This is a genomic window from Streptococcus sp. 2020WUSS089, assembly GCF_044427405.1.
Lineage (GTDB): Bacteria > Bacillota > Bacilli > Lactobacillales > Streptococcaceae > Streptococcus > Streptococcus hashimotonensis.
In genome coordinates, this window is the sequence record NZ_JAOTGD010000001.1 from 25,823 (window position 1) to 39,172 (window position 13,350).

The window sequence follows — 13,350 nt, forward strand, 5'->3', positions numbered from 1 at the left end:
CTCCTTTTCGGCAATGGAGATTGCTATGACAGAATTTACTGACCTAGATTTATATTATATGAATACTGGTGAGCATACCACTCTTTACGAAAAAATGGGTGCTCATATTATAAAAGAACGAAACAAAATTATCGGAACCCAATTTCGTGTCTATGCCCCAAATGCCAGAGAAGTATTCTTAGTTGGCAACTTTAACGAGTGGCAACGCAGTCACTCTATGGAGCGTGAAATTGATGGAGTATTTCAACTTTATGTAGACGGATTAAAATCCCTTGAAGATTATAAATACCTGATTATCACACACGATGGGCGTGAAATATATAAGGCTGACCCTTATGCATTTTTCAGCCAAGTTCGTCCAGACACTGCCTCTACAACCTACAATTCGCGTTATAAATTCAAAGATGACATCTGGATGTATAATCGTGTTAACTATGATTTTAAAGAACAGCCAGTATCCATCTACGAGGTGCACTTAGGTTCGTGGAAGCAAAAATTTGCTAATAAAAATGAAGGAGGAGCTCCTGTAGAAGCTTTCAATAGTTATAAGGAAATTACTCCACTTCTCATCGAACATATCAAGGAAAATAACTACACACATATTGAGTTATTGCCAATTACCGAGCATCCTCTCGATGCGTCTTGGGGCTATCAGGTAACAGGCTACTACAGTCCAACTAGTCGCTATGGCAAGCCAGATGAACTTAAGTATTTAGTTGACCAATGTCACCAAGCAGGAATCGGAGTGATTCTTGACTGGGTACCACTTCATTTCTGTAAAGATGCTCATGGGCTCTACCAGTTTGATGGTAGTTGGCTATACGAATACTCCTACGAACAAGACCGTGAAAATCACCAGTGGGGGACTGCTAATTTTGACCTTGGAAAAGGACTGACTCGTTCTTTCCTTCTTTCTAATTTAAAATACTGGTTGGAATATTTCCATTTTGATGGCATCCGTGTTGATGCACTATCTTATCTCCTCTATTGGCGTGGTGAAACAGATGAAGATAAGATAAATCATGCCGCAATTGACTTTATCAAACGTGTCAATGCCATGGTCCATACCGACTATAAGGGAGTCTTGATGATTGCTGAAGACTCTTCAAGCTTCCCTAAAGTCACACATCCTCTAGAAGATGGCGGTATTGGATTTGATATGAAATGGGATCTGGGCTGGATGAATGATACACTAAAATTCGTGGAACGCCCTGCTATTTATCGAAAATATCACTCAAATGAAATCACTTTTGGTATGTACTATAACCAAAACGAGCAATTCTTACTACCACTTTCGCACGACGAAGTTGTTCATGGGAAACACTCCATTATCGAGAAGATGAATGGCGACTACGAAGATAAGTTCCATCTGGCTCGAGTCTACTACAGCTTTTACTTTGCCCATCCTGGAAAGAAATTACTCTTCATGGGAAATGAATGGGGTCACATCCGTGAATGGCACGAATATACAGAAATGGACTGGGGACTGCTACAATTTCCAATCCACCATTCTTTCTATCAAATGATGAAAACACTATCTACTTTCTATAAAGAACATGATGCTTTCTGGAAATATGACTACCAAGCCTATGAAAAAGGATTTAATTGGGTAAAAATAGATGAAGAAGCAAGCCTGTATGCTTTTTCTCGCACTAGTGATGTGCAAGAAATCTTGACTATTCATAACTTTAATGATCAAGAACTATTTGATGTACACTTGGATTTGCCAGCTGACAGCGAATATAAACTTGTCTTCTCATCTAATGCTATTCCAATGGACACATTTAGCCTCTATCCCGATGAAAATGGAGCCAGAATTACTGTACCACGTTTGACCAGTTTTTATCTAGAGCGTGTGAAATAATTATCTATAAAAAATGGAGTATTGAACCGACCCAAATTTTCTGTCTAACTTTTGGTGTGTGGCTCATTTACTCCATTCTTTTTTGCATGCAAAAACAACCACCGTTTCCGATGATTGTTCATTTCTCTTATTCAACACTTGTATATGTTGCAGCTTTCTCAAGGAAAGTATCAAACTCACCACTTGCTTTTACTTCTGCGATAACCTTGTCTATCGCAGTTTTTAGTTCTGTACTACCTTTTGGCAAAGCAATGACTTTCGAATTCTCATCAATCGTTGGAAATTCAACGGATGCAACGGCTAAATCTGAATTCTGTGAAACATAACCAGCAGCAACTGGAGAATCCATTAAAATAGCATCAACTTTTCCTGATTTGAGCTCATTTACAGCTTCACCCATCAAGGTTAAAGAAATTAGGTTAGCTTGACTAATGTTTTCCTGTGCATAGGATTCTTGTGTTGAACCCTTTTGTACCGCGAGAGTTTTCCCGCTCATAGCATCAATTGAAGTGAGTGAATTGGCGCTATCTTTTTTGATAAGTAATACATCAGAAATTTGATAGTAACTTTCAGAGAAATCAAAAACTTTTGCACGCTCTTCCGAATAAGATAGACCAGCAATTGCAATATCAGCTTTGCCATTCTGAACGCTAGACAATACATTGTCAAAACTCATTGCTGAAACTTCAAGCTTGACCCCAAGTTCGTCGGCTATTTTTTGAGCCAACATAATATCTGCACCAACAACTTCATTCTTTCCATCAACTAGTGCCTGAAACTCGAATGGAGCATAGTCTGGACTAGTTGCCACTACTAATGTTCCTTTTTCTTTAATTTTATCTAATGCGGATTGTGATGACGTCGAAGAACAAGCTGCCAATGTCAGTCCAGCTAAAACTGTTGCTGCTAATGCCAAGATTTTTTTCATATTTCCTAAATACCTTCTCTTTATTTTAATAAAATACTTATTCTAAAAAACACAAGCTTATTGATTTTCATTGTATTTTCTTGCATTTTTTCAGAATGTATTCTCATTTTAATTCATTTTTATACATTTGTCAAGAAAATATTATTTTTATTCACTTTAAATGTATAAAATTTAATTGTTAGCAATGGATAATTCATAGGCTTCTTGAACAAATTGATCCATCTGTCCAGATTCCACTAGTTTTGTAATGACAGAGTCAACTTTTTCCTTTAAAGCTGTACTTCCTTTTGGCAAGGCAATAGCATAGGCATCTGAATAGCTACTTTTTATCTCAGTATCTAAAATAACCAAATCATCATTTTTGGCAACATAGGCTTTCGCAATCGGCTCTTCAAAAATAACTGCTTCTACCTTCTGTGATTTTAATTGATTAATTAGCTCGCCGTTCGAAGCTAGAGCAATAACCGTGGAGGACGGAAGCTGTTCTTTAATAATTTGTTCTTGAATAGAACCTTTTTGTGCTCCTATATTTGCCTCAGCTAGAGAATCAAGCGATGTATATTGTGCAAGATCCTCTTTATTTATAATAACTTTATTGGTTGAGGTGTAGTAAGGAATGGAAAAATCATACACTTTTGCACGCTCTTCAGTGGCTGAAATTCCTGAAATGGCAATATCCGATTGCCCTGACTGGACATTGTTCAAAACATTATCAAAACTCATCGCTGAAAATTCGACTTCTACACCCAATTCTTGACCAATGGCTTTTGCAAGCTCAATGTCAGCTCCAACGATTGTATCTTTGCCATCAACCAGTGTTCTAAACTCAAATGGTGGAAATTCTGGATTCAATGCAACAATTAGTTTTCCCTTTTCCTGAACATCCTTCAAAGAAGTATCTTCTTGAGTAGCATTTCCACTACAAGCACTTAGGGTCATCGTTGCCAGTAAAACCAAGCCTGTCATAATATATTTTTTCATCATCATATTCTCCTTTAAAATAATCCTGTGCATACTTATACCGTTTTTTATATAAAACATCGGACTTTCATTGTAGTAAAATGCATATTTTTTCTCCTTTTTTGAAAGATAAAAACATTTTATTTCATTTTTATACATTTGTCAACTTATTTGTTGTATTTTTATTCAAATAACATAAAAAAGAAGCTATTCCTAGCTTCTACCTAAAATTCTTGTCCCACTCTCCATCGTCATTTTTTCTAGTATAAAAGAACTCGGACAAATCTGGCTCATCCATGACTTTCAGGATTTCTAGTAAGTCATAGGCCAAATCCATCTGAGGCAGGTCCGACTTCTCGACCCAACGAACTTCACCCTCTTCCGTTGAATGAAGCGTACCAGTAAACTCCGTTGCCTTATAGAGAAAGACCATATAACGATGCCCTTCCTTGTCCGGCCAATGTTTAAGACCAACCAAGCGAGCATCAGTGACTGTTAAACCCGTTTCTTCTTGCACTTCTCTAACAACCGAATCATGGAAATTCTCGCCTTCTTCAATATGTCCACCTGGAAAGGCAACACCAGACCAACGATAGCGTTCAGGCTCCCTAATTTGCACGACGACCTTCCCTTCCTTGTCTTCGATTAGACACATGTTGGTCAAAGTGACCATTTCTTTTCTAGCCATTTTCTCTCTCTTTCTGTTTTAAAATCATTCTATATTCTGTACGTTCTGCACCTAAATTGACCGTTTTTTTGACACCATCAAATCGGAAACCTACTTTTTCATAGAAGGCAATGGCACGCGCATTCCCCTCCAATACCCAGAGAGTAACTGTTTCGTAGCTCTGCAATTTTTCCAAAGCCACCTGCATGAGCTGGTAACCAATCTTCTGATCATAATAGTCCGCTAAGACATAGAGGGCGTAGAGCTCCCCTGCCCCTTGCAAATCCTCCTGACTAGACGAGCCGTAACAGGCAAAACCAACCACCTTATCATCCATCACAGCTATCAAGATATTCTGAGGATACCGAACCGCCCAGTCTTGACAGCGTTCTAAGGTGTAAGTATTCTTTAAAAATTCCTGAGGTAACAAGTCAGCATAGGCTTCCTGCCACGATTTCCAATGAACATAGGCCTTGCCTAGCATTTCACTTTCCGTTTCCAGTGGTTTAATCATCATCTAATGTACCTCCGAATTTTTTCCTCTAGTATACATTAAAAAACAAGTTGGCACAAGACCAACTTGTTAATGATTATTTAATTAAAAATCGATGTTCTGAAGTCATTTGTAGAGTTCATCAAGGCTTGATAAACTTTCACTTTGAGTGCATGAACACGACTATTGTTCAAGTTGAGGCTGTTCGCTTGGATGTCTGCCTCCATGGCTTCTTTCATCAAGTTTTGCAACTGTTCAAAGCTTGTGACAGTCACTTCCTTGGTCGAATCAGCAACACCAAGTTCATACTGCATGGTAAACGGTTTGAGTTGGCCTGCTGCAGCTTTTTCCAAACGCTCAGTAAACATGGCTTTCTTGAAGTCAGCCCATGATGCGTATTGACCTTGGAAGACATAGTCTAAGACAAGATTGTCTGTAATCAAACCAACATCTTTTTTAGTCCATGTATCGTAAATCTTAGAGCCTTTTTCCATGGCTAGGTCGGATAATTGTCCGGAAGCATACGGCACAAAACCATCTGTGTAGCCTTTAGCTGCAATCAATTCAAAGGCCATACGGCGGAACATGATGTCACCTGGTGAACCGTTTGAGTTTGAAAGGGCTGAGAAGTTAGCTGCAAACATTGGAACGCTGACATAGCTATTTCTATCCCATTTCTTGCTTGTGTTAGTTGGATTGTTGACATATTGGCGCTGAACGATAATGCTCTGATCAATCAAATCATTGAAGGACTTCAAGCTTGCAACTTCATCATCTGTCAATGCACGCGCAGAGTTTCCAGCATGGGTATCAACACCATTATTTTGGACATAGTAGTTTTCAATCTTACGCAACCATGCTTTCTTCGCTGCATCCGATTGAGCCAAAATATTTGTACCTTCTAGGTAATCCAACAAGTAAAGTACATCGAACTGATTATGGTAATACTCATTGAAATCAGCTTCGCTATTGAAACGTGCAACTGGATCTCCGACATGGACACGGTTGGCATCATCGCTATTATAGACAGCGTTGAATCCAAGGTTCATCTCAGTGACATTGAAGACATTTTGCAGAAGACCTTGGGCGTAAACTTCCATACCTTGACCAATACGGCGACCATAGCCTTTCAGATAAATATCGCCATCTTGGTTGTGGACCATTTCGTGGGTATAAAGGGCTGTGCCATAATCTGACAGCATGTCGTAAGTGATATAGTAGGTCTCACTTCCATCCGCAAAAGCAGTCTTAATAGACGGATGCTCACGGTACCACTTGTTGATAGGACCGTAGAAATCTTGGATAGCGTCAACATCGGATGTCAAGTTGCGATAAGACTTCATGCCATCTTTACCGTACATGACGTAACCTTCGTTATTGAGGACAGATCTGAAGAGCTTGTCACGGTTGGCTTCGTCCATCATCTTATACCAGAAGTCTGCATTATCACGCTGACGTTCTGCCGCCAAATCAACCATCTGACGAACCTTATCACGATTTTCAACTGTTGAATAATCATCTACATAGTGCTCGTATGAACCAATCGCGATGGTATTCATGTTGGTGATGATAAAGATATTTTCTTGTGGCAGGGTCAAGAGTGGCAAGAGCATGTGGTTGTACTTCCAAGTTGGGTTAGACACCGTATCATTCACAATCTTGCTGTAGGCACCGACATTGTACTTGCTGTAAGTATCTGTCGTTTCCTGCTTAGCAGCTACTTCTGGAATCAAGGACTTACCTTCAACCACATAGGCTTTAGTCGTTTGTTTGAACCATTCGTTGTTGGTCATTTCTGGTAAGAAGAGCTGACGATAGTCTTCCAGCATATCGAAAAGCTTGGTCTGATTATTTTGTTTACCAATGATGGATGCAAAAGTGGTCACGTTATTGTGGGCACGAAGAACATCATAGCCACCATTACCAATTGCAAGAATCATATCAAGGGCAGATGCTGCATCATTTCCGAAGAAGTCAGGTTCAAATATTGTCAAATCTTTGGTATTCATCTCTCCAAAGTTGATGTCATACCAACGGTTCAAGTAGGTCAAACCGAGCACAAAGGCTTCTTTGTTGTTGGTGATTTTCTCTTTGATGTAGTCTTCAGAAGCCTGACCTTGACCATTTAGACTAGCAACCAAAATCTTACGAACGTTGCTTTCTAGGTTGGCCATCACTTGGTCATAGCTTTCACCAAAGTAGAAGTCTTTTGCTGTGCCAGTCTGAGTATCCGCATTCAAAGTCGTTGGATAATTGATAAGCGCCTTCATAGCATCCGAGTCGAGGACAACCGTAGAAAGGCTGCTTACCAAGTCGTTGACAAGGGCACTTCTGTCATTCAAGAATGATTCTGGCGTGTAAATCAAGTCCGTACCTGATATAGTGTACTCGACCACATGATTATTCTTGAAGTCTTCTAGATAAGAAACTGTCTTGTAGTCCACAGTGCCATCTGCATAGTGAAGCATAATCTTATTGATATTGGCCTTCTCAGCGTAGACATCAGCAACTACAACATTGTCCTTCATTGGAACAACATCCAGCAAACGAACCTTGTTGAGCTTATCGTCTGTCGCAATCTTGTTTCCATAATAGACAAGAAGTTCCTTGTTGTAGAATGGCAAGATTTTCTCCATGTTGTAGTAGGCGATTTCATGGTCAGCCTGTGCCTTATCCAAGGTCAAGTAGTCTACAGAATAGTTGTTTAAGTTGAGCGGAACTGAATCGTCAATTGTCGCTTGAATAGCCATAGCTTCCACTTTTGCTTGCGCTTCTTCATCAGTGATAACAGTGACATTACTCAAGCTATCGGATGTTGTTGTAAATCCGTCTTTAATCTTACCATTTGGATTTGCTGGTTGACCGATAATGCTTGTCGCACCAGTCATATCACTGATAACATTGTTAACATTACCACTATATGGAGCATAGGCACCCATTACTTGGTTGGCACCTGCGATTCCGCCGACAATGGCTGCCGATTCAGGCGTCACAATGGAACCAGTTGCATAAGAATTATAGACGCTTCCTGGTACATCGTAGACAAGCATGGTACGACCGACGATACCACCAGCTACTTGATTTGCCGTACCTGGGAGGGTAATGGTCGCATCAACCTTGGCATTTCCAACACTTGCCATCGTACCGTTACCCAAGATACCACCAGTTAGGCTGGCTTCAGTTCCAGTTACTTCAATACTTCCCTTGAAGGATACATCCTTGATAGTAGAGTTGGTTGCAGAATGAACTAGACCAGAAACATGTTGCGGACCTTTAAGGCTTGCTTCTACTGCTACGTTTGTAATGGTTGCTCCATTGGCATTGATAGCAATTGTCGCAAGTGGGTTCTTAGAGGTTGTGTTTAGGCTAGCATTTTTGATGTCCAAGTTTTGAACTTTACCACCAAGGTTAAAGAACAATGGTGCTTTCAAGTTGCTAATAGAGAAGGCGTAGCCGTCATTTAATCCATCCAAGGTACCGCTAAAGTTGGTCACATACGATGCAACATCTCCAACAGGAACTTCACTTGCGTCCAAATGCGCTCCTAGTTTGAAGGTGCCTTTTGGATTTGCCTTCATAGCATCAATCAAAGCCTTGAAGGATGTGTAGGTATTTGCATCAGTCGCCATCTTTGGAATGTAGAATTCACGGTTGGCAATGTATTTGGCATCCTTATCTTGCACCAATTCATCAAAGGATGAAACTAGTTTGAAGACTGCCTTGCCATTCAAGGTTGTTTCTTCAATGCTTGACACAGGTAGGTATACTTCCTTGAAGCGGTCCGAAGTCACCTTGATAAACAACTCATCTGTGTTTGTTGGCAGTTCTTCCAAGAATTCTTGACCGATGTAACTACCATTCTTACGACGGTAAACAGTCACCGCATCAATATCCTTGATTTCAATCTTCTTGTAGACCAAATCAAATTTGCGCATGCTTTCAAGAACAGCTTCTTGTTCTGAGCTTTGCTCCTGCTCTGCCATTGTGTAAAAAATCTTAGTCTTAACAGTGTAATCTGTGTAGAAATCAAGATTTTCAAGTGTCAACTGGCCATTTGGATCTGTAATGGCCTGTTCCTGTACCAAGGCACCTGTATTATCATAGAGAAGAGCAACAGCTCTTTGGAAGTTGGCAGTTTCATCTGTCAACTTGTAGCTAATTGTCGCTGACTTGGCATCGTCATTTTCAACCAAGTCTGTGATAATCACTTGTGGGACTTTTTCAACCTTTGTACCACGCGCAATCACTTGCTTGACTGGTTGTTTGGTGATTTCTTCTGTTACAGTAGGATTTTCCTGACGAACTCCCTTAATAGTCTGGTAAGTTGTTGTAACTGTCTTAGAGCCATTTACACCCGCCGTTACAACTTTGGTCTTACCTTCTAGCAGTGTCGGGTCATCAACATACTCTGTTTCAAAGGTAATTTCAACTTGATTAGTTTCGGTTTCCGTACCCTCTATTGGTTTTGTTCCTTTGAGAACCTCTTTCGTTGTTGGCTCTTCAAGGACTTTCTCAATCACTGTTGGGTTTGGTTGACGGACTCCGTTGATTGTCTGATAAGTAGTGGTAACTTCCTTAGAACCAACCTTACCTTCATTAACAACTTTTTCTTCTCCAACATAAAGTTCTTCTGTTTCTGTGACTGTCGTTTCAAACGGAATCTCTTCTGTTGCGACAACGGTTTCAACTCCAAGAACCTCTGCTGTTTTCGTGCCGACTCTTACAACTTCTGTTACTGGCGCTTTTGTCACTACATCTGAAACTTGTTCGGATTTAATTAGTACGCCATCGGCATAATAATTCTTAGTCTCGATTGTCCGAACACCAGCTTGTCCCTTCTGTTCAACTTCACGGCTGCCTTCTGCCAAGTTTGCATCATAGATTTCTTGCACATCAAAGGCAATAGCTTCTGTATGAGTAAGTGTTTCTTCCGTTAAAGAAATCGTTGGAACTTCATGGCTAGGTGCCGAATCTGGTACACTTGTGACTGGCTTTGTTCCAACATGGATGATCTGTGGAGCAGCAGTTTGGTTAATCGTTTCAGAAACGGTTTCTGTTTTTACTAAAATACCGTCGATGTAGGTTTTCCTTGTCTCAATTGTCTTTTGTCCAGCTTTACCTTCTTGCACAATCTGTCTTGTACCTTCTAGCAAGGTGTCATCAGCAACTTCTTGTGTTTCAAAAGGAATAGACTCCGTGTAGGTAGATACTTCTTCTGTTATCTGTAAGGTAGGTAACTCGTGACTAGGCGCTGTATCTGGTACTTCTGTAACAATATCATCGGTTGCTTGTTTTGTACCAACTTCAACAATCTTTGGAACAGCAGTTTTTGTAACCGTCGAGGAAATCTCTTCTTCCGAAATAATTTGACCTTTTGAATGGATTTGTTTAATCGTTATAGTACGCTCCCCATCCTGTCCTTCTTGTACCACTCGCTCTGTCCCCTCAGATAATTGGGGATTTTCTACGGTTTGAATTTCGAATGGAATGGCCTCTGTCTTGTTGACAATGATTTCTGTACGGATTCCTTCTGAAGCTGGGAATTCCGCTGTTTTTTCCTCTTCCGAAGTAGTTTGTTCAATAGCTTTGCTATCCTTCAAATATCCTACATACACGTAGCCATCAATCTCAGCTGGGGCCGGTAACGCTTGTTCAGCAGATATTTCGATAGCATGGTTATATTGAGCCAAAATTTGACTCGTCAATGCGGAGCTAGTTGGACCCCAGAAGCTTGCTCCTGTAGCTGTCAAAAGGATGACGCCCGCCAACTCTTTCTTACCTTTTTTACCAAATCTAACAGCCAATAATAGGAGAGACACTCCACCCGCCACCAATAGTCCAGTTTCTACGGAGCCAGTATTTGGCAAAACTTGAGACGTGCTTGTCGATGAAGTAGATGCTGTGCCAGTAGCTGGACGATAGATCAGGTAATAATTTGCATCCGCTTCCTGAGCTAAGCCAGGCAAGTCACGAATAATCAACTCCTTTTCTGCATCTGTCAATTCTTGCTCTGTCACATAGGAATAATTGATAGACTGAGCACTAGCTGACGGTGCTGCTGCGACCGACGATGCAAAAAACAAACTTGCTACAGCTGCCGAGACAAGTCCAATTGACAGTTTCCGAAAACCGAACCGCTGTCGTTTTTCACCAAAAATATTTTTCATAAAAACTCCCCTATTCCCTAAATAGTATAGAAACCATTATAACCTTTTATAGGGACAGGGACAAATTTTTTGTCCCTAAGTCCCCAAGTAAAAATTTTAAGTATTATAAAAGGTGGCAGGTCAATTTCTACCTGCCGCCTCTTGTAATTTCAATCTGCTAAAAATCATGGAACCTAGCAACTCTTACTACATATTCTTCAACTCAATAACCATGTCACGAATCTGGGCTGCCAGTTCAAAGTCAAGCACTTCTGCAGCTTCCTGCATTTGACCTTCCAGTTTCTTGATCATAGCCTTGCGTTCATCTTTGTTAAGAGCATTGAAGTCCACCACTTCTTCCTTGTCCTGAGTGACAGCCTTGGTCACGCTAATCAGGTCACGGATTTCCTTTTTAATAGTTTGTGGAATGATGCCATGTTCTTCATTATAAGCCATCTGGATTTGACGGCGGCGAGCTGTTTCGTCCATAGCCTTGCGCATGGACTCGGTGACCTTGTCCGCATACATAATCACATGTCCCTCAGAGTTACGAGCCGCCCGACCAATTGTCTGGATGAGCCCTCGCTCATTACGGAGGAAGCCTTCCTTGTCAGCATCTAAGATAGCCACCAGACTGACCTCTGGCACGTCAATCCCTTCACGAAGCAGGTTAATCCCTATCAAGACATCAAAGACACCCAGACGCAAATCACGAATAATCTCCGTACGCTCCAAGGTCTTGATATCCGAGTGCATATACTTGACCTTGACGCCCATTTCTTTTAGGTAGTCAGTCAAGTCCTCTGCCATTTTCTTAGTCAGGGTAGTGATAAAGGTCCGCTCACCCTTCTCAACACGGGCATTGATTTCACCCAAGAGGTCATCCATTTGACCCATGGTTGGACGGACTTCCACTTCTGGATCCAAAAGCCCTGTCGGCCGAATGATCTGCTCGACAACGGTATCGGTCTGCTCCATTTCATAGTCACCCGGCGTCGCAGATACATAGACAATCTGGTGGACATGGCTCTCAAATTCTTCCCTGCGCAGCGGACGATTGTCCAGTGCACTTGGGAGGCGGAAACCATAATTGACCAACATCTCCTTGCGTGAGCGGTCACCATTGTACATCCCCTTAATCTGCCCCATGGTCATGTGGCTCTCGTCAATCATGATCAGATAGTCTTCAGGGAAAAAGTCCAGCAGTGTGTACGGAGGCTCGCCCTCGCTTCGCCCGTCCATGTGTCGTGAATAGTTCTCGACTCCGTTGGTGTAGCCCATTTCCCGAAGCATCTCGATGTCGTAGTCGGTTCGTTGTTTCAATCGCTGAGCTTCTAAGAGTTTTCCTTCTGCTTCAAAGACCTTGAGCTGCTCTTCCAGTTCCGCCTGAATCTTGGCAATAGCCGTTTCCATGTGGTCATCGTTGGTCACGAAGTGGGTGGCAGGGAAAATCGCCAAGTGGTCCACATCGCCCAAGACCTTACCTGTCAGGCTTTCAATCTCACGAATGCGGTCGATTTCATCCCCGAAAAACTCCACACGAAAGGCATGCTCATCGCGAGAAGCTGGGAAAATCTCCACCACATCTCCACGTACACGGAAGCGTCCCCGTTGAAAGTCAATGTCGTTGCGCTCAAACTGAATATCGACCAAGGAATTAAGCAACTGGTCACGGGAAATCTCCTGACCTGGGCGCAGGCTGACCACGCTATCTGAATATTCCTTAGGCGATCCCAAACCGTAGATACAGGAAACGGAGGCCACGACGATGACATCGTTGCGTTCTAGCAAAGCTGAGGTCGCTGAGTGACGGAGTTTGTCAATCTCATCATTGACCGAACTGTCCTTCTCAATATAGGTATCGCTAGACGGTACATAGGCTTCTGGCTGGTAGTAATCATAGTAAGACACGAAGTATTCGACCGCATTTTCTGGGAAGAATTCCTTGAACTCACTGTAGAGCTGACCAGCCAAGGTCTTATTGTGGGCGATAACCAAAGTAGGCTTATTGACACGGGCAATGACCTGACTCATGGTGTAGGTCTTACCAGTACCAGTCGCCCCCATGAGAATCTGGGCTTTTTCGCCCCCCTCGATGTTATCAACCAAGGTTTCAATGGCTTGGGGCTGGTCACCAGACGGTGCATATTTTGACACAAGTTTAAATTGGTTTTCAGTATTTCGATTGATCATACTCCTATTTTATCATAAGTTCGACTAATGGAGAAACATTCTAAACCATTCACGACCATGTCCAAAATATTAAATTTTCTCACATTTTAATGACTTTGT

At 41.6% G+C, this 13,350-nt stretch carries 7 protein-coding genes; 1 reads left to right on the top strand and 6 read right to left on the bottom strand.

Going from position 1 to position 13,350, the window contains the following annotated elements; genetic code table 11:
* The first annotated feature begins 25 nt into the window (after positions 1-25).
* The gene (gene glgB, locus ODU46_RS00130) at positions 26-1,864 is read left to right on the top strand and encodes a 1,4-alpha-glucan branching protein GlgB (RefSeq protein ID WP_012775138.1); all 1,839 of its coding nucleotides are present in this window, start codon (positions 26-28) and stop codon (positions 1,862-1,864) included.
* 127 nt (positions 1,865-1,991) lie between these two features.
* Here the strand turns inward: glgB and ODU46_RS00135 are convergent, their stop codons facing one another.
* From ODU46_RS00135 to uvrB, 6 genes are all read right to left on the bottom strand, one after another.
* The gene (locus tag ODU46_RS00135) at positions 1,992-2,792 is read right to left on the bottom strand and encodes a transporter substrate-binding domain-containing protein (RefSeq protein WP_011922504.1); all 801 of its coding nucleotides are present in this window, start codon (positions 2,790-2,792) and stop codon (positions 1,992-1,994) included.
* 171 nt (positions 2,793-2,963) lie between these two features.
* Positions 2,964-3,773 carry a transporter substrate-binding domain-containing protein gene (locus ODU46_RS00140; protein ID WP_024410508.1) on the bottom strand — a complete coding sequence of 270 codons (810 nt, stop codon included), beginning with the start codon at positions 3,771-3,773 and terminating at the stop codon, positions 2,964-2,966.
* Between the two features lie 199 nt (positions 3,774-3,972).
* Positions 3,973-4,440, bottom strand: coding sequence for an 8-oxo-dGTP diphosphatase (locus ODU46_RS00145; RefSeq protein WP_398579042.1), 468 nt, complete (start codon positions 4,438-4,440; stop codon positions 3,973-3,975).
* Positions 4,433-4,936, bottom strand: coding sequence for a GNAT family N-acetyltransferase (locus tag ODU46_RS00150; protein WP_024408815.1), 504 nt, complete (start codon positions 4,934-4,936; stop codon positions 4,433-4,435). Before ODU46_RS00150 ends, ODU46_RS00145 begins: the two co-directional genes overlap by 8 nt.
* 77 nt (positions 4,937-5,013) lie before the next feature.
* The gene (locus ODU46_RS00155) at positions 5,014-11,079 is read right to left on the bottom strand and encodes a ZmpA/ZmpB/ZmpC family metallo-endopeptidase (protein ID WP_398579043.1); all 6,066 of its coding nucleotides are present in this window, start codon (positions 11,077-11,079) and stop codon (positions 5,014-5,016) included.
* A gap of 186 nt (positions 11,080-11,265) precedes the next feature.
* Positions 11,266-13,251: an excinuclease ABC subunit UvrB gene (uvrB, locus tag ODU46_RS00160; RefSeq protein WP_015646791.1), complete on the bottom strand. Its 1,986-nt coding sequence runs from the start codon at positions 13,249-13,251 to the stop codon at positions 11,266-11,268.
* Positions 13,252-13,350: the final 99 nt, after the last annotated feature.

Bases quoted from the DNA above. Each gene is read 5' to 3' on its own strand.
- glgB (WP_012775138.1), top strand. From the start codon at position 26: ATGACAGAATTTACTGACCTAGATTTATATTATATGAATACTGGTGAG.
- ODU46_RS00135 (WP_011922504.1), bottom strand. From the start codon at position 2,792: ATGAAAAAAATCTTGGCATTAGCAGCAACAGTTTTAGCTGGACTGACA.
- ODU46_RS00140 (WP_024410508.1), bottom strand. From the start codon at position 3,773: ATGAAAAAATATATTATGACAGGCTTGGTTTTACTGGCAACGATGACC.
- ODU46_RS00145 (WP_398579042.1), bottom strand. From the start codon at position 4,440: ATGGCTAGAAAAGAAATGGTCACTTTGACCAACATGTGTCTAATCGAA.
- ODU46_RS00150 (WP_024408815.1), bottom strand. From the start codon at position 4,936: ATGATGATTAAACCACTGGAAACGGAAAGTGAAATGCTAGGCAAGGCC.
- ODU46_RS00155 (WP_398579043.1), bottom strand. From the start codon at position 11,079: ATGAAAAATATTTTTGGTGAAAAACGACAGCGGTTCGGTTTTCGGAAA.
- uvrB (WP_015646791.1), bottom strand. From the start codon at position 13,251: ATGATCAATCGAAATACTGAAAACCAATTTAAACTTGTGTCAAAATAT.